Origin of the sequence: Nonomuraea sp. NPDC048892 (assembly GCF_040649735.1) — a bacterium.
In the GTDB taxonomy this organism is placed as follows: Bacteria; Actinomycetota; Actinomycetes; order Streptosporangiales; family Streptosporangiaceae; genus Nonomuraea; species Nonomuraea maheshkhaliensis.
Window position 1 is genome coordinate 1,070,607 of record NZ_JBEZFZ010000001.1, and the last position, 16,602, is coordinate 1,087,208.

Annotated in this window: 19 protein-coding genes; 9 read left to right on the plus strand and 10 right to left on the minus strand. The window is 70.6% G+C overall.

The window, feature by feature from the left end; translation table 11 throughout:
* Positions 1-32: 32 nt before the first annotated feature.
* The 3 genes from AB0C28_RS05255 to AB0C28_RS05265 form a co-directional block, all read right to left on the minus strand.
* Positions 33-1,199, minus strand: a complete 1,167-nt coding sequence (locus tag AB0C28_RS05255; protein ID WP_358073137.1) for a hypothetical protein — start codon at positions 1,197-1,199, stop codon at positions 33-35.
* A 130-nt stretch (positions 1,200-1,329) separates the two neighbouring features.
* Positions 1,330-2,364, minus strand: a complete 1,035-nt coding sequence (locus AB0C28_RS05260; RefSeq protein ID WP_357838159.1) for a hypothetical protein — start codon at positions 2,362-2,364, stop codon at positions 1,330-1,332.
* Between the two features lie 79 nt (positions 2,365-2,443).
* Entirely contained in the window at positions 2,444-3,193 is a 750-nt protein-coding gene (locus tag AB0C28_RS05265; RefSeq protein ID WP_358073138.1) for a class I SAM-dependent methyltransferase, read from the minus strand.
* 154 nt (positions 3,194-3,347) lie between these two features.
* Here AB0C28_RS05265 and AB0C28_RS05270 point away from each other — a divergent pair, with 154 nt between their 5' ends.
* Positions 3,348-3,689, plus strand: coding sequence for a hypothetical protein (locus AB0C28_RS05270; protein ID WP_358073139.1), 342 nt, complete (start codon positions 3,348-3,350; stop codon positions 3,687-3,689).
* An 87-nt stretch (positions 3,690-3,776) separates the two neighbouring features.
* On the opposite strand, the gene AB0C28_RS05275 is transcribed toward AB0C28_RS05270, so the two are convergent.
* Together AB0C28_RS05275 and AB0C28_RS05280 are read right to left on the minus strand one after the other, a co-directional pair.
* A complete protein-coding gene (locus AB0C28_RS05275; protein WP_357838151.1) occupies positions 3,777-4,511 on the minus strand; it encodes a hypothetical protein in 735 nt (244 codons plus the stop codon).
* A gap of 111 nt (positions 4,512-4,622) precedes the next feature.
* The gene (locus AB0C28_RS05280; RefSeq protein ID WP_358073140.1) at positions 4,623-4,853 is read right to left on the minus strand and encodes a hypothetical protein; all 231 of its coding nucleotides are present in this window, start codon (positions 4,851-4,853) and stop codon (positions 4,623-4,625) included.
* Between the two features lie 70 nt (positions 4,854-4,923).
* Here AB0C28_RS05280 and AB0C28_RS05285 point away from each other — a divergent pair, with 70 nt between their 5' ends.
* The 6 genes from AB0C28_RS05285 to AB0C28_RS05310 all read left to right on the plus strand — a co-directional run bounded on the left by AB0C28_RS05285 (position 4,924) and on the right by AB0C28_RS05310 (position 10,646).
* Positions 4,924-5,571 (plus strand): transcriptional regulator, encoded by a 648-nt coding sequence (locus AB0C28_RS05285; RefSeq protein ID WP_358073141.1) that lies wholly within the window; start codon positions 4,924-4,926, stop codon positions 5,569-5,571.
* Between the two features lie 180 nt (positions 5,572-5,751).
* A complete protein-coding gene (locus AB0C28_RS05290; RefSeq protein ID WP_357838142.1) occupies positions 5,752-6,144 on the plus strand; it encodes a GntR family transcriptional regulator in 393 nt (130 codons plus the stop codon).
* Positions 6,141-7,028 (plus strand): ABC transporter ATP-binding protein, encoded by an 888-nt coding sequence (locus tag AB0C28_RS05295; RefSeq protein ID WP_357838139.1) that lies wholly within the window; start codon positions 6,141-6,143, stop codon positions 7,026-7,028. The genes AB0C28_RS05290 and AB0C28_RS05295 overlap by 4 nt, the downstream gene beginning before the upstream one ends.
* The gene (locus tag AB0C28_RS05300; RefSeq protein ID WP_357838136.1) at positions 7,028-8,080 is read left to right on the plus strand and encodes an ABC transporter permease; all 1,053 of its coding nucleotides are present in this window, start codon (positions 7,028-7,030) and stop codon (positions 8,078-8,080) included. The genes AB0C28_RS05295 and AB0C28_RS05300 overlap by 1 nt, the downstream gene beginning before the upstream one ends.
* Positions 8,077-9,480, plus strand: a complete 1,404-nt coding sequence (locus tag AB0C28_RS05305) for a S41 family peptidase (protein ID WP_358073142.1) — start codon at positions 8,077-8,079, stop codon at positions 9,478-9,480. The genes AB0C28_RS05300 and AB0C28_RS05305 overlap by 4 nt, the downstream gene beginning before the upstream one ends.
* An 11-nt stretch (positions 9,481-9,491) precedes the next feature.
* The gene (locus AB0C28_RS05310; RefSeq protein ID WP_358073143.1) at positions 9,492-10,646 is read left to right on the plus strand and encodes an alpha/beta hydrolase; all 1,155 of its coding nucleotides are present in this window, start codon (positions 9,492-9,494) and stop codon (positions 10,644-10,646) included.
* Positions 10,647-10,673: 27 nt separating this feature from the next.
* Here the strand turns inward: AB0C28_RS05310 and AB0C28_RS05315 are convergent, their stop codons facing one another.
* From AB0C28_RS05315 to AB0C28_RS05335, 5 genes are all read right to left on the minus strand, one after another.
* Entirely contained in the window at positions 10,674-11,585 is a 912-nt protein-coding gene (locus AB0C28_RS05315; protein WP_357838127.1) for a hypothetical protein, read from the minus strand.
* Entirely contained in the window at positions 11,582-12,082 is a 501-nt protein-coding gene (locus tag AB0C28_RS05320) for a hypothetical protein (protein ID WP_358073144.1), read from the minus strand. Before AB0C28_RS05320 ends, AB0C28_RS05315 begins: the two co-directional genes overlap by 4 nt.
* 42 nt (positions 12,083-12,124) lie before the next feature.
* Positions 12,125-12,769 carry a hypothetical protein gene (locus tag AB0C28_RS05325; protein WP_358073145.1) on the minus strand — a complete coding sequence of 215 codons (645 nt, stop codon included), beginning with the start codon at positions 12,767-12,769 and terminating at the stop codon, positions 12,125-12,127.
* A gap of 197 nt (positions 12,770-12,966) precedes the next feature.
* Positions 12,967-13,479 (minus strand): hypothetical protein, encoded by a 513-nt coding sequence (locus AB0C28_RS05330; protein WP_358073146.1) that lies wholly within the window; start codon positions 13,477-13,479, stop codon positions 12,967-12,969.
* Positions 13,480-13,696: 217 nt separating this feature from the next.
* The gene (locus AB0C28_RS05335) at positions 13,697-14,296 is read right to left on the minus strand and encodes a TetR/AcrR family transcriptional regulator (RefSeq protein ID WP_357838115.1); all 600 of its coding nucleotides are present in this window, start codon (positions 14,294-14,296) and stop codon (positions 13,697-13,699) included.
* 90 nt (positions 14,297-14,386) lie between these two features.
* Here AB0C28_RS05335 and AB0C28_RS05340 point away from each other — a divergent pair, with 90 nt between their 5' ends.
* Positions 14,387-15,352 (plus strand): 2-dehydropantoate 2-reductase N-terminal domain-containing protein, encoded by a 966-nt coding sequence (locus tag AB0C28_RS05340; RefSeq protein WP_357838112.1) that lies wholly within the window; start codon positions 14,387-14,389, stop codon positions 15,350-15,352.
* Positions 15,353-15,390: 38 nt separating this feature from the next.
* The gene (locus tag AB0C28_RS05345) at positions 15,391-16,593 is read left to right on the plus strand and encodes a cytochrome P450 (protein ID WP_358073147.1); all 1,203 of its coding nucleotides are present in this window, start codon (positions 15,391-15,393) and stop codon (positions 16,591-16,593) included.
* Positions 16,594-16,602 lie beyond the last annotated feature (9 nt).

Genomic DNA, 16,602 nt, shown 5'->3' on the forward strand with positions numbered 1-16,602 from the left:
TCCCCGGGCAGAACGGGATGAGCCGAGGCCGATCACTCGGTGGTGAGGCCCGCGTCGTTGAGCCGCTTCATCAGGCTGGGCTTGCCCTGGTGCCGTTCGCGCAGGTGGGCGAGGCGCTGGGCGAAGACGCCGGCGTGCTCGTCGCGGATGGCCAGGATGCGCAGGTCGCGCAGGAGTTGCACGGCCTGGTCGTATTCGCGGGGCTTCTTCGTGCCTATGGAGGTCTCCACCCGATCCCATGCCGCTTCGAGGTCCTGGGCGAGCCGGTTCAGGTGGAGTTCCTGGGCTTTGCGCCGTTCCTCTTCCCGCCGCTCCTGCTCCTCGGTACGCCGGGCCGTCTCCTGCCGCTCACGGGCGTGGCGGCGGGCGGCGGCGTTGTCCAGCAGTTCGGCGACCGTCCGCGCCGTCTCCGGCTCCTGGTCGGTGAGTCCGCCGTCGAACTCGCGCAGCAGCTCCCACCGGACCTTCGCGCTGTCCTCCTCGACCACCCGTAACAGCAGCGCGTTCTTGCGCTTGCCGGGCAGAGCGGCGATCCAGGCGGCCAGCGCCTTGCGATCACGCGGTACGGGCCGCACCGCCCGGCTGGCCTCGGCGGCCGCCGCGAGCAGGTCGTCGTCCAGGCGCAGGAAGCTGGCCAGGGCCCGTTGCGGTGCGCTGAGCGAGCCCAGCCCCGGCGGGACGGGCGGCTCCAGGACGTCCTCGTCCTCGTAGTCGAAGGCGTCCTCGTCGCGTTCCCAGCTCCCGTACGCCGACAACCAGGCCAGATAGAGCGGCCGCAGGTCACCGGCGGCCAGTTCGGCGCGGATGCCGGCGATCGCCGCGAGCGAGCGTTCGGCGTCGTCCTCCCAGTACTCCTCCTCCGCCTCGCTGGTGAGGTCGAGGATGAGGTGATCGCCACTGGTCCAGGCGTTCACCTGCTCGCCCACGCAGTACCGCTCGGCCTGCTTGAGGGTGAGCACGGCCTTGGGCAGCCGCAGCATGACCCGGTGGGTGCCCCAGTTGGCCAGGTAGAGGTGGGCGTCGTAGTAGCGCTCCATCATGGCCGACGGGTCGCCGCCGAAGTCGCCCCAGTGGTACTCGTTGGTGAAGGAGGTGGTGGTGATGTGGGCCCGGGTGGACAGAGCGCGCACCTCGGCCTGCTGCCGGCTGCTGAGCGGCCGGTCGATCGCCAGGAACTCGTAGTACTGGTATTGGCTCATGGTTTCGTACGTTCGTGCCCGATCAGCTCATCCGGGTGATCGTCAGGGGGCCGGCGAGTCACAGCAGCACCCTACCCCCGGTGATCACTTTCCGGCAGCGGGAACGCCGGACCGTCACGGCTGTCCCGTCTTAGACGCCGCCGACGTCCGCGATGAATTCGCGCAGCGGCCGGTAGCGGTCGGACCAGGAGTCGGTGTCTTCGAGCAGCCGCCTGCCCAGCAGCACGGCCAGCGCGCGGCCCCGCTCGTACCGCTCATCGCTCCACAGGCGCAGCCGTTCGAGCGCGTCGTGAACGACGTCGAAGTCGCCGGTGAACAGGTGCAACCCGATCTTGGTGAGCGACGGCTCGCTGTACAGGGTGAAGAAGGCCGCGTTCTCGAAGAAGTCGCGCGTGAAGTAGAGCTCGTCCATGCGGCTCTCCTCCATCAGCGTCGCGACCACGTCGAGCTCGAACGTCCCGGCCAGCAGCTCACCGATCCGGACGCCGACCCACGGCACGAGCCCTTCCGGACCCGTTCCCTTCGGGTGCGACCGCCAGAACGCGTTGTTCAGCACCTGCCCGGCCTCCTCCAGCTCGTTCCGCGCGATGAGGAGGTGGCCCAGCAGATGTCCGGCATATGCCGAGATAATGGCGCTGTCCGACCGCAGCGCCCGCATCAGCGGCTCCTCCGCCGCCACCGGATCGCCGGTGACGATCAGCAGGTTTCCGGTCAGCACGGTCGCGAGTGGGTCGTCCGATTCCGCGTACAGCGCCCGTGCCGCCTCCACGTCCCCGGTGAGCTGCGCGGTGATGCCACGGAGCAGCGCGCGATCGTGCTCCTCCGGCTCCAGCTCCGCGATCAGCACGCCGGCCAGAGGGCCCATCCACGGGTCCTCACCCGCCGCCACCTGCTCCAACGACTCCCAGCACGGCTCGCCCGCGCCGAGCTCGATCCCTGCCAGCGCGGCCGCCGCCTGCCCCGCTCCCGCCGTCCGCGCCGCCCCGGCGACCTGCCGCAACGCGGTCATCGCGTCGTTCGGGTCTCCATTCCGGTACGCCTCCAGGCCCGCCTCGACCTCCGCCGCCACCGGCTCGACCGGCTCGACCGGATCGAGGGGGAGCAGCGAGGGAAGCTCCAGAGGCTTCAGCGGGTACAGGGTCCGCGGCCGGTCGTTCGCGTCCATCCTGGGGCGTTTCCTTTCTCACGGGAGCACTGCCCCACACTCTCCCACCAAGATCAGACAGTTTCCGTCCGTACGTTGATCACGCGGGCTCGCAGACGCAGAGCTGAATCGGCGGCGCGTCCCCGGCGAACGGCCGCCCGGACCAGTCGCCGAAGCGCTCGACGAGCCGCAGGCCGCCGAGTGACAGGAGCAGGGGCAGCTCCTGCGGGAAGATGCTCCTGATTTCGAGCGGTGTGACGACGAAGTCGGGCTCGGCGTCGGTCGACAGGTGCCAGGTCCCGCGGGTGACCTGCGCGGACGCGTCGTAGGTATCGGCGACGTCGACGGTGACGGCGCCCCGCTCGGGATCCACGAACGACTCCCGGGCACGCCGTACGCCATCGGCCGCGGCGAGCAGGCGTACATTCGGGTTGAACACGTCGAAGACGAACCGTGCACCCGGCGCCAGATGCCTCCGAATCGACCGGAAGCAGCTCACCAGATCGTCGGCCTCATGCAGATGCAGTAGGGAATTGGCGGCGATGAAGACGAAGTCGAAGGTGCGGCCCAGATCGAAGGCCCGCATGTCGCCCCGCGTCCATTCCACCGCCACACCGCGCTCGTCCGCCTTGCGCCGCGCCTCGGCCAGCATGTCCGGCGAGAGGTCCAGGCCGACGCACGGATGCCCGTCGGACGCGATGGGGATCAGCTTGTTCCCGGTGCCGCACCCGACCTCCAGCACGCGCCCGCCCTGCCGATCGGCCTCGGCCCGGTAGAAGCCGACCGCGGGGCCGCCGCCCGGGAACATCAGGTCGTACAGCCTCGCGTGCGAGTAGAACGCTTCACTCATCAAGCGCCTCCCCCTCTTCGACGGATCCGCGGCCTGTCGCTGCGGCCCGTCGATTCAAACGGGTGCGCCACGGCCCCGCCAACAGGTTTACCGTCCAGGAGGCTCGGCGGAGGCTCAACGGATCCTCAACAGCCGTAGGCCTACATTTCCGGACATGAGATCCGTAGGAAAGATCGCCACCCTGGCCGTGGCAGCCGCGTTCGCCTCCGGCGTGCTGGTCTCACCGGCGCACGCCACCAACACCACCGAGAGCACCGTCAGCGCCGCCACCACGTCCTCGGCCGCTCTGTGGCCCTGCATCGTCAAGGCGAAGTGGGCGGTGAAGGTGCACAAGCGCAAGAGCCTCAGCTCCGGCTACCGGGTCGCCAAGAAGGGCACCAGGTTCCACGGCTACTGCTGGGGCAACAAGCCCGTCTGGAAGTGGACCGAGGTCTGGAACCTGAACGGCGGCGGACACGGCTGGGTCTGGCACACCGGCCTCAAGATGGTCCGCTAGACCGCTCCGCCGGTCACCGGGCTCCAACCGGCCGGTGACCGGTTCGCCGCCGGGCGGCGCGTCCTTCTCGTACCGCCTGATCAGCGGTCATGCGGCGAGCAGGTCGAGCGGCCCGCCGACCAGCACCAGGGCGAACGCCGCCCAGCGGAACACGTGCAGCGGCCGGGTGCGATGCAGGAGCATGCCGAGGAGTGTCTCGGCCGCGCCCATCAGCGCCCACCACGCCGCCTTGGCGAGCAGCGCGCTCCGGAACGCCTTCACGTACCCGCGCCGATCGCCGGGCACGTGCTCCGTCAGGAACGCCTCGATCCGCGCCTGGATGTGATCGCTCTGCGCTGAGCAGAGATCGTCGTGTTCGCCGTCGCATGCGTGGACGCGGGACAACTCCGCGATGACGCCGCGATGGAAGGCCCGGTACTCCTCGAGCGAGCAGCCCAGCGCGCGCGGGACGTGCTCCGGAGGGCTGTGCACAGCCGTGTGACGGTCGCCGCGCCGGCCGGTCATCCCCCACTGGTCGTAGGAGACGCCCGGGGAGACGGACGTGAGGTGCCCCCGCATGCTCGCGGAAAGGCCGGCCACGCCGGCTTGCGACCACCTGAGCCGGGCCTGGGAGAGGGCGTCCGCGGCGCGGTCCTTCAGCCCGCCGCCCCGCTCCCGCAGCTTGTCCGGGTCGAGGAGGTCCAGGACGACGGACAGCGCGGCGAAGTACAACATGGCCTTCCCTAGGCGGCCCCACACCAGCATGGGCCACCCCCACACCACCATGCCCGTGGTCGGACGGCCGTCGAGCCAGGCGGCGACGACCTCGAACAGCTCGTGCACCGGCTACTCCTTCGCGCCGTACGCCCGGACCGACTGGCGAGCCACATCCTGCGCCGGGCGGTGTCGAGAACGTGTTGAGCATCTGTTGAGGAGAGCGGGCGGCTTCCGTACTTACTGACGCGACGCGCTCGCGCGTTCCAGCAGTTCAAGGGTGGCCTCCCACAGGCGTTGCTCCCGGTCGCGGTCGTGGGCGACCGGCCGCACCTCGGTCGGCCTGGTCTTCACCACGAACGCGCCATCGCGCAAGTGCGCCCACCTGTCGTCGAGGGCCATCGCGGCCAGTAGTGGCCCCGAGCGTCGCGGCGTCGAGACGCCCGGTACGCGGCCCAAGGCGCGGCTCATCGCCTGAACCACCTCGGGGGCGCCACGGCCCCTCGAACAGGGGCGCGCGTCCGCGCCGTCGGCGCAGGTCGTGGAGGCGCTGGCCCGGGCGCTGCGCTTGTCCGACACCGAACGCGACCTGCTCTACCGGCTGGCCGGGCAGACCCCGCCCGGCCCGGACATCGTGCCGTCGCGGGTCGCCCCGAGCGTGCAACGCCTGCTCGACCGCCTGTCACACACCCCGGTCGTCGTGTACGACGCCGGCTGGACACTCGTGCTGGCCAACGCCCCCTACGACGCGCTCATGGGCGAGACGGCCACCTGGCGCGGCCTGGAACGCAACGCCGTCTGGCGCAACGTCGCCGGCCTGCCCTCGCGGGTCGTGCACACCCCGCAGGAGCAGGCCGAGCACGAAGCCCGGCTCGTGGCCGACCTGCGCCTGACGGTCTCGCGCTACCCCGCCGACCGCGCCCTGCGCCGCCTGATCACCGACCTGGCCGCCGGCAGCCCTCGCTTCACCGAACTCTGGGACGCCGAGGCACCGCCACCCCTGGCCGACCCGTCCCGGAAGAAGACGATCGACCACCCGGCGGTCAGCCCGATCACCCTCGACTGCGACACGCTGTTCGTCGCCCTGGACGACCTGCGCATCACCGTCTACACCGCCGAGCCCGGCACCGAGGACGCCGACCGGCTGGCCCTCGCCATCGTCCTGGGCACCCAGTCGCTCCAGCTCTGATTCCGGGCGGCGAGCCTCCACGGCGTCCACCCGCTCGTACGCCCACGCGCGACACGCCGCCCGGGACCGCTCTGAGCCTCCCACCCCGAACATTTCCGCGCCCGTCCGGCGGCGATCTTATGATCCGCTAACATCCATAAACCTATAGTGCTAGGAAGCTAGGTAAATGGAGATGAGCCGGTGATCGAGTTCTACCTGGACGACAGATCGGGAGTTTCGCCGTACCAGCAGCTGGTCCGGCAGGTACGCCACGCGCTCCGGCTCGGCCTGCTCCGCGAGGGCGACCAGTTGCCGACCGTCAAGGAGGTGGTCGCGCACCTGGCGATCAACGCCAACACCGTTCTGAAGGCCTACCGGGAGCTTGAGCACGAGGGCCTGGTCGCGGCGCGGCCAGGGGTGGGGACGTTCGTGACGGCGACGCTCACCGGCACCTCGCTGGCCCAGCACGGCCCGCTGCGGCTGGAGTTGCGGCGCTGGCTGGCCAAGGCCCGCCGGGCCGGTCTCGACGAGGAGAGCATCGAGGCCCTGTTCATGACCACCTTCCGGACCGCCTCACAGGAGGACATAGCGTGACTTCCGTCCTGCAAGCCCAGGGTCTGGGCAGGAGATACGGCAAACGCTGGGCGCTGCGCGAGTGCACCCTCGACATCCCCGCCGGACACGTCGTCGGGCTGGTGGGCCCGAACGGGGCCGGCAAGTCCACGCTGCTGAAACTGGCCTGCGGCCAGCTCGAACCGACGGCGGGCGGCATCACGGTGCTCGGCGGCCGGCCGGCGGGCACGCCCGCGCAGCTGGCCAGGGTCGGGTTCGTCGCCCAGGACACCCCCGTCTACGCCGGGCTGAGCATCGCCGACCATCTGCGGCTGGGGACGCGGCTCAACCCCCGCTGGGACGAGGCCATGGCACGCGATCGCATCGCGCGGCTCGGTCTCGTCCCCGCCCACAAGGCGGGCAGGCTGTCGGGCGGCGAGCGCGCCCAGCTCGCCCTGACCCTGGGCCTGGCCAAGCGGCCCGAGTTACTGATCCTGGACGAACCGGTCGCCTCGCTCGACCCGCTGGCCCGCCGGGAGTTCCTGCAGCACCTGATGGAGGCCACCGTCGAGCATGAGTTCAGCGTCGTGCTCTCCTCGCACCTGGTCTCCGACCTGGAACGCATCTGCGACTACCTCATCGTGCTGGTGGACTCGCGCGTTCAGGTCGCCGGGGAGGTCGACGAGCTGCTGGCCACCCACCACCGGCTCGTCGGCCCCCGCCGCGACCCCGACCGCCTGCCCGCCGACCAGCAGGTGATCTCGGCAAGCCACACCGAGCGGCAGAGCACGTACGTGATCCGTACCGACGCCCCGATCCACGACCCCGCCTGGACGGTCAGCCGGCTCAGCCTGGAGGACCTGGTCCTGGCCTACATGGACCAGCGCACCGCCGGCAGCCCGCGCGTCGCCCTGGAGGTGCGGTGATGGTCTGGCTGACCTGGCGCCAGCTGCGCGGTTCGGCCGCGATGCTGGCCGCGCTGCTCGTCGTCCTCGCCGCCGTCCTGGCTCTGACCGGCCCGGGCCTGGTCGCCGACTACTCCTCCGGACTCGCCGCCTGCACCCAGGACGACACCTGCCTGCGTTTCTACGACCGCTTCTTCGGCGCGCACGACACGCCCTTCATGGCGGTCAGCCTCGTCGTGCTGCTCCTGCCCGCCGTGGTCGGGCTGTTCTGGGGAGCTCCGCTGATCGCCCGCGAGCTGGAGGCCGGCACGCACCTGCTGGTGTGGAACCAGAGCATCACCCGCACCCGCTGGCTGGCGGTCAAGCTCGGGTTCATCGGCCTGGTGGCCATGGCCGCCGCCGGGCTGGCCGGCCTCGCGGTGACCTGGTGGTCCGATCCGCTGGACAGGTCGGCCCCTGACGACCTGGCCCTGATGGCTCCGCTGGTGTTCGGCGCGCGCGGGATCGCCCCGATGGGGTACGCGGCCTTCGCGTTCGTCCTCGGCGTGACCGTGGGCATGCTGGTGCGCCGCACACTGCCCGCCATGGCCCTCACCCTGGCGGTCTTCGCCGCGATCCAGCTCGCCATGCCGCTGCTGGTCCGGCCCCACCTGATGACCCCGGTGACCTCCACGTTCGAGCTCAACCAGGCGAACGTTGACGGCATCGGCATAAATCGTGATCAAGGTGGACAAATGGAGATTCGTCTGAATGCGGCTGTTCCCGGGCACGCGGGCGCCTGGGTCCTGTCCAGCCGGCTCGTCGATCAGTCCGGACGTACGATGGCCGGCCCCGAGCCCGGAGCCGGGGTCGTCCGGATCTCGACGACGTCGGGACCCTGCGCACCGTCGGGATCACCGGCCATGGGCACGTGCCTGGCCGAGGTCAACCGGCTCGGCTACCGGCAGCAGGCGACCTACCAGCCCTTGGAGCGCTTCTGGCCGTTCCAGTGGATCGAGACCGGGATCTACGCCCTGCTCACCCTCGGCCTGACCTGGTTGTCCTTCTGGTGGATCCGCAGGCGCCTGTCATGATCAGGAGAGCCGTGACGGCCGGGCTGGCCCTGCTGCTGGCGGCGGGCTGCTCGGCGCCCACGCCGCCGCGCGGCCAGGCGAGCGCGGCGGCCAGTACGGCCTGCCCCGCGCCGCAGGGATCCCCCGGGCCGGAGACGCCCACCACGATCGACGTCGTCCAGCAGGCGTACTTCTGCATCCTCGGCGCCTACTACAGCGGCGCCACTCTGGACGCCCGCGCGCTGCTGAACGCCGGCTTCACCGCCCTGGTCCAGGAACTCAACCGCAGCGGGCGCGACCTGCCGGGAGCCACCATGCCGGCGCTCACCGGTGACCGCGAAGCCGACTGGACCGCCTTCGAGACCGCCTTCCGCAACGTCACCGACCAGGTGCCCGGCCTGCGCGACAAGCTGACGGTCGTCACCCTTGAGGCCATCGTGGCCGCCCTCGACGACAACCATGCCCGCTGGACGCACGGCAACCGGCGGCCGCCCGGCTCCTACGACGGCGACGGCTACGGCCTGGGACTCGAAGCGAACGTCACCCCCGGCGACTCGGGCGTCGCCGTGCCCCCGCTGTTCGTCACCGCCGTACAGGGCGGCGCGGCGGGGGCCGCCGGGCTGCGCCCGGGCGACGTCATCGAATCGATCGACGGATCGGCGCCCTTCGTCGACGGGAAGGCCGGCCCCGTGATCGCCGGCCTGTATCCGGAGTATCCGCGGGCACGGCCGGTGCGGCTGCGGCTGCTGCGGCCGAGCACCGGCCGCCGCTGGAGCGTGACGCTCAAGCCCGGCCTGTTCCAGCGGGACCTGGCCTCTCTGCAAGTGGTGCGGTCCGAGCTGCTGGACGACGACATCGCCTACGTACGGCTGCGCGGATTCGCCCCCGACTCCGCGGACCGGGTCCTGCGGGCGATCGCCCGGCTGCGCAAGGGCCGTACGCTGTCCGGCGTCGTGCTGGACCTGCGCGGCAACGGCGGCGGCAGCCCCACGGAGGCGACCAGGCTGGTGAGCGCGTTCACCCATGGCAAGGTCACCGCCTACCTGTGCAAGGCGGACGACACGTGCGAGGCCCTGCGGACCGACGACACCGTCGAGCTGGTCGACCTGCCGCTGGCCGTGCTCACCGACCGCGGCTGCGCCTCGGCATGCGAGCACTTCAGCTCCGCGATCAAGGACCTGCGGGCCGGCCTGCTGATCGGCACCAGGACCGCCGGCGTGATCTCCGGCCCGGCGCGGCCGTACCCCCTCAGTAACTACACCACGCTGAGCTTCCCCACCAAGCACCACCTGGGGCCAGGCCGCGAGGTGATCGACCGGATCGGCGTGGCCCCCGACCACCACGTCGTCCTGTCCCAGGAAGACGCGGCCACCGGTCGCGACCCCGCCCTGGCCAAGGCCCTGACCCTGCTGCACCGGTGAAGGGACTCCGGATGAGACACCTCCTGGCCGTCGCCGCGGGACTGGCCGTCCTCACCACGTCCGCGTGCTCCGCTCCCGCGCCGCCCCGCGCCGCCGCTTCGCCGGCCGCCCCGACCGGCCCCGCCACCCTGCCCGCCCCCACCGGCCCCCACCCGGTCGGCACCACCGTCCTCCAGCTGAAGGACACCTCCCGCCCCGACCCCTGGAACCTCGACGCCGACGCCAGAGAGCTCAAGGTCACCCTGTGGTACCCGGCCGAGCGGAAGGACGGGCCGCGGGCGCCGTACATGACCCAGCTGGAGTCGGAGCTCCTGCTGCGCGGCAAGCGGATCCCGGGCGTGCCCGCCGACACCCTGAGCAGGACCCGGACGAACGCCGTCACGGACGCCGAACCCACGGGGCGCAAACTTCCGCTGGTGGTGCTCTCTCCCGGCTTCACCAACCCCATGAGCACGCTCACCTCCCTGGCCGAGGACCTGGCCGGCCGGGGATACGTGGTGGCCGGGATCGACCACACCTACGAGAGCCACGCCACGACCCTGACCGGCGGGCGGGTCGCCGAGTGCCTCGCCTGCGACAGCGACAGCGACCCTGGCTTCGGTACGGGGGCGGTCGCGGGCCGGGCGGCCGACGTCTCCTTCGTCCTCGATCAACTGCCCGCGAAGTGGGACGGTTCCTCCCGGATCGACCGGTCCAGGATCGCCATGGTGGGCCAGTCGCTGGGCGGGGCGAGCGCCTTGGCGGCCATGGTGAAGGACTCCCGGGTACGGGCCGGGATCGACATGGACGGCACCACCTACGCCCGGATCCCCAAGAGCGGGCTCTCCCGGCCGTTCATGTTCCTGGGCTCGGAGAAGCACGTACCCGGAGGCCCCGACACCTCGTGGGAGCGCGACTGGAAGCTGCTGACCGGGTGGAAGCGCTGGATCGTGCTGACGGGCGCGGAACACCAGTCCTTCACCGACGCCCCGCTGCTGGCGGACGTCCTCGGGATCAAGCCCGCGTACGGCGTACTGCCCGCGGCCCGCGCCGCCGAGCTCACCCGCACCTATGTGGCCGCCTTCCTCGACCAGCACCTGAAGTCGAAGCCCCAGCCGCTCCTGGACATGCCGTCACCACGCCACCCCGAGGCCAAACTCTGCCCCGCGGCCTGCGATCGACCCTGAGCCCAGGCCCCCGACGCGTTCGCGAAGTCAGCCCGGGCGGGTGCCCGGCAGGATTTCCACACGGATGTCGTCTTCTTCCTTGACGACGACGGTGCGGCCGTTGCCGGCGGACCATTCGGCGAGGGTGACGGCGGGGATCAGGTAGTAGGTGTCGCCGCGCGCGAGCAGCAGGCGCAGGCCCATGTAGCGGTACTTGTATCCGCCTTCGGCGAAGGGCTCGCGGTCGACGTTGGGGACCCTGAGGGCCAGGGTGTCCGCGGTGTAGAGGGCGACCTGGGGGCGGTCGTCGAGGCCTTCTATGAGGGCGCGGGCCGAGCTGGTGCCCCGGTCGGCGGCGTACAAGGCCGCCGTCCACAGCAGGCAGAAGACGGCGATGGTGGCGGCCACGGCGAAGGCGATGTGGCCCAGCGGGGTGCCGCGTGCGGGCCAGGTGAGCAGCAACGGCCCGACGATGACCAGAGCCAGCAGCAGATAGGTGTTGACGGTCAGCAGGTGCAGCGAGATGAGGACCAGGACCAGGGCGACCGCCGTCAGGGCGGCGCCCACGCGAGCAGGGTCGCCCAGCAGGCGCGCGAGGCGGTGCGCACGGGCCGCGGTGGCGAAGGCGCGCAGCCGGGCGGGAAGCCGCGGCAGCAGGACGGCACGCCGGCCGGCCGCGGCCAGCAGCAGCGGCAGGGCCGCCATCCAGGGCAGGAACGCCGGGGAGAACAGGTTGAGCCCGTACAGCGCGTACTCGTCCGGACGGTAGTTCAGGTCCGTCGGCTTGAGGAAGAACGGCCGCAGATAACCGTCCAGGTAGGCCCAGCCCATGTAGATCAGGGCGGCCCCGGAGGTGGTGAGCAGCAGGGCGATCAGCCCTACCACGTCGAGCGGCCGGGTCGGCTCCGGCTTGGACCGTTCGCCGGGACCGGGGTCGTGCGCGGACGCCTCGGTCGTCATGGCGACGTGGTCGCCTGCGCTACCGGCTCGGACACGGTCACCTCCGGTGCCGGCTCGGACGTGATCACCCGCGGTGCCGGATCGGACATGGTCACCTCTGGTGCCGGCTCGGGCTCGCGCACCGAGGGGGACGGCGAGTTGACCGGCGGTGACGTCGACGGCAGCGGCACCGTGATGGTGGGCTCGGGAACGCGCGATCGCTTGACCGATGGGCACGGGACGCTGACCGGGTCCCCGCCGCCGCTCAGGCACGGGGGCGGCGTGCGACCCGGAGTGTGATCGGGGGTGCGGACCTGCTTGGACCGCTCGGGACGTGCCGGAGCGGTCTCGTCGCTGGGGGATGAGGAGGCGGTCACCGTGTCCGTGATGGACGGGGATGCGGTGTCGCCGCATCCGCCGGCTCCGGCGAGTATCGCTAACACGCCTGCCGTCACGACGATGCCCGCCCGCGACAGCCCCACGCGCGCTTCCTCGCCTGCCGGGTCGTCTTCGCTCACGGTGCAGACGTTACGACAGGAGGCCGATGAGCAGGGGGTATTTCAGCATGTAACTGTATCGACACGCTTCTCGACGCAGTCTGGATTCGGGAGTGAAAGCGCAGGGGCGGGACCGCGCATGAGCTCCTGGTCCAGGCGAATGCCGCTCTCTGCTTCGACTACGGCCAGGCAGGCTGCGACGATGTCCACCGATGCGTCTGCCTCCTCGCTGTCGTAGCACCTGGTGAAGAGGTCGACGTACGTACTTAATGGACCGAGGAGTTCGGTCCAGGGTGTGAAAGGCCTGGAGGCCGGTTCGGGGCCTTCCAGATCGCCCTCGGCTGCTCCGTAGCGGACGTACATGCTCGTACAGCCGTTGATGTCGAAGGCCACATGCCAGTGCCGGAAGCCTTCGCCGCCCAGTCGGTCGGTCACCTGCCGGCGCTCGGGCGTAGGAAAATTCCCGTCCAGGGTGACAATCCCGGCGCCGACCTGACGAAGGGAAATGCTGCCGCCGGTGTGCGGTAGCTCGTCCGGGCCTTGCAGGTCGGCGGCGGTGTATCCCATGCGCCGCACGGCAGCTTCGACGGTGAGGACGCCCGAGTCGGGGATCGTCACCGTGTACGTCATGTCCTCACCGAACTGATCGAGCGCGTCAGTGTAACGAGCGACAATTTCGTTCACCACGGTTCGCCGGCCTTTCCTCATGCAAAAGAGGGTTCCCCAGGATCGGCGGCGTGCTGCCCTGCCTGATGAAGGCGTTCGGCCGCCATTGATTGTGATGCAGAGGCTGTTCGTCGATCGCATGGCCAGGATCTTGAGTTCGGCCTGCGAACGATTCTCAACGGTCTCCGGGCCGAACTCAATGATCGCCAGTCGTAGCGAAGCTCAGGGCGGGGCCTATCTCAGCACATGACCCATTTGGCAGACTTCGACCGCCGCTGCGGTGAGGTGAGCTGGAAGACGACCTTGTGTGCGGTGCCCAGGTCCATTTTGACCTGCTTCTTGGAGCCGAAGTAGTCGCTGCGGCCGTAGGAGGGGAGGCGTCTGGTGCCCTTCTTGAAGACCTTGCCGTCCACGATCCACCGGTAGGAGAACTTGGCTCCCGGCTTGGGTCCGTCCAGGCCGATGCCGAAGCTCACCGGGCCGTAGTAGCACGTGACCCCGGCCTGGTTGATCCTGGACGCGCCGGCGACCCGTACGTAGGCGAGGGAGAACGAGCCGGCCGTCTTGGTCTTGTTCGGCGCCTGGACGGCCACCGGCTGCGGGGCGAGGTGCGCCGGCGCGGGAGCGTTGCCGACGAGGACACCGGCTGTCACGGACGCGGCGACCGCGGTGGAGATGAGCGGGATCCGTGGCTTCCGGCGGGGGCGGGCGGCCGGGGCAGCTTCTGTGCGCGGGGTTTCTACCTTCGGCATGAGGAGAGCGGCTCCTGTGACGGTTGCAATGATCTGCCGCACGATAGCGGGATCTTGTCAGGTTTGCGCGACTTCACGCGAGGGGCGTACGACCTCGGCCCGGGTGCGCGTGGTCACGGCCGCGGGCGTCCTGTTCATCCTGTGGGCCCTGTACCGGGGACTCCTGCTTCCCTGACCTCCGCGGTCGCGGCGCGCTGCGACGTCGTGTCACACCTCGTCACAGCGGGCGGCGCAGCCCGTCCAGCACCAGGGTGATGACATCGTCGGCCTCGGCCCGCCAGCCGGGCCGGTCGTGGGCCGCGCCGATGCCGTGCAGCGCCATCATCACGGCGCCGGCGCCCACGTCGTCGCGAACGGCGCCGTCCCGTACGGCGGCGGCCACCAGGTCGGTGACGGCCTGCTCCAGCACCCGGCTGCCCTCGGCGAGGGCGCCCGAGTGATCGGCCATGAGCGTGGCCAGCGTCCTGGCCAGGCCCTGGTGGGCATCGATGTGGTCGACCATGTCGCGCAGGAAGGTCGCCAGCGCCTCCGCCGCGGGCAGCGTGGCCTGGAGCCGGCGGGCGCGGTCGCACAGCGCGGTGACCTCCCCGTGGTAGACCGCTTCGGCCAGTGACTCCCGGGTGGGGAAGTGGCGGTACAGCGTGCCGGTGCCCACCCCGGCCAGGCGGGCGACGTCGTCGAAGCGGATGTCGAAGAAGTCGCCGGCGTCGAAGAGCTCCCGTGCCTTGGCGATCAGGAGATCGCGGTTGCGCCGGGCGTCGGCCCGCAGCGGTTTGTCGGCGCGGGTGTCGGCCCGCAGCGGTTTGTCGGCGGTCATGCGCTCCCTCGCGTTGACAAATGGAGATGGTCTCCATATTTTCGAAAGTGGAGATAGTCTCCAGATCGATCGTACCTCACGAGGTGCAGCGTGAAGATCCTGATGTTCGGCCGAGGCGTGATCGCCACCGTCTACGGCTGGGTCTTGCAGCAGGCGGGACATGAGGTCGAGTTCTACGTCCGGCCTGGCCGCGCGGCGACGTACGGAGACGCGGTGGACCTCGACCTGACCGACATGCGGCGCCGGGTGTGGGGACGGCGCGTCGTCGAGAAGTGGCCGGTGCGCTACCGCGAGGAGCTGGAACCGGAGCACGACTTCGACCTGATCGTGCTCAGCGTGCCGCACCACCGCCTCCCGGAGGCGACGGCCTTCCTGTCTCCGCGTGTCGGCCAGGCCACGGTGCTGGTCTTCGGCAACCTCTGGACCGAACCGTCGGCCGCGATCGGCGCACTCCCCGTCGACCGGATCGCCTGGGGCTTTCCCCAGGCCGGTGGCGGGTTCGGCGCGGACGGCGTGCTCCGCGCGATGCTGCTGCCGTCGGTCGTCTTCGGCACCCTCGGCCGGCCCCCGACCGACCGGGAGCGTGCCGTCCGCCAGGCGTTTCGCCAGGCCGGGCTCAGGATCAAGGAGCGGCCCGACTTCCGCGGCTGGCTGTGGGTCCATTTCGTGTCGGATGCCGGCCTGTTCTCGCAGGGCGTGCGGCTGGGGTCCCTGTCCAAGCTGGCCGGGGCGACGGGCGACCTGCGCGAGGCGCTGCTGGCCGGCCGCGAGCTGCTGCCGCTCCTTGAGGCACGCGGCGTCGACCTGCGCCGTCACCGGGGCGGTGTGCTGCTGTTCCGGGCGCCCACCTGGCTGACGGCCCCCGTGTTGGCCTGGCTGACCGCTCATTTCGCGCCCGTACGCATGAGCTTCGGGGCGCACTCCGACCCCGAGGCCGCGGAGCCGCGCGAGGTCTGCCGGGACACCCTGGCGGAAGCACGACGGCTGGGCATCTCGGCACCGCGACTGGAAGCGGCGGAACCGCACTTCGCCCGGGAGGCGACGGGCCGCAGGTGAATGCGCTGTCCAGGCTCCCTCTATCGGAAGGAAAAGTCATGACCACCGAGAAGTACGAGTTCCCCATGGCCCGTACGTGCCCGTTCGCGCCGCCGCCTGCCTACGAGGAGATCCGCGAAGAAGATCCGGTCTCGCGGGTACGCCTGCCCGACGGCGGGTGGGCCTGGGCGGTCACCCGCCACGAAGACGTACGAACCGTGCTGAACGACCGGCGCTTCAGCGCCCACCGGCAACATCCGGACTTCCCGCAGCTGGTCAAGGGCGAGGCGGCGTCCCGGCGGCCGGACGCGGAGCGCTTCCTGATCGAGATGGACGCGCCCGAGCACGGGCCGGCGCGCAGGGCCGTGCTCGGCGAGTTCACGGTGCGCCGGTTGGAGGCGCTGCGGCCGCGGATCCAGGAGATCGTCGACGGGCAGATCGACGAGCTGCTGGCCGGGCCGCGCCCCGGCGACCTGGTGGAGTCGCTGTCGCTGCCGGTCCCGTCCCTGGTGATCTGCGAGCTGCTGGGTGTGCCCTACGCCGACCACGAGTTCTTTCAGCAGCACACGGTGAAGATGATCAGCCAGTCGACACCGCCAGAGGACCGGTTGGCGGCCATGGGGGCCGTCCAGGGCTACATGACCGACCTCGTCGCGGAGAAGGAGCAGAACCCGCCGGACGACCTGCTCGGGCGGCAGATCGTCAAGCTGCGCGCGAACGGCTCCTACCGCCGGACGGCGCTGGCCGGCATGGGCTTCCTGCTGCTCGTGGCCGGCCACGAGACGACGGCGAACATGATCTCGCTGTCGACCCTGGCGTTCCTGCGCAACCCGGAGCAACTCGCGATGATCACGGCCGACCCGGGCAGAACGCTCAACGCGGTCGAGGAGATGCTGCGGTACTTCACCATCATCGACGCGGCGACGGCCCGGCTGTGCGTCGAGGACATCGAGGTCGGCGGGCAGCTCATCAAGGCCGGCGAAGGCGTGCTGGCGCTCGGCTACTCGGCCAACCGGGACCCGCGGGCGTTCCAGAACCCGGACGAGCTCGACATCGAGCGCGGCGCGCGCCACCACGTCGCGTTCGGGTTCGGGCCGCACCAGTGTCTGGGCCAGAACCTGGCGCGGATGGAGCTGCAGATCGTGTTCGACACGCTGTTTCGCCGCGTCCCCACACTGCGGCCGGCCATGGAGGTCGACGAGCTGCCGTTCAAGGACGACGCGAACATCTACGGCCTGCACCGGCTCCCGGTGACCTGGTAGACGAACTGC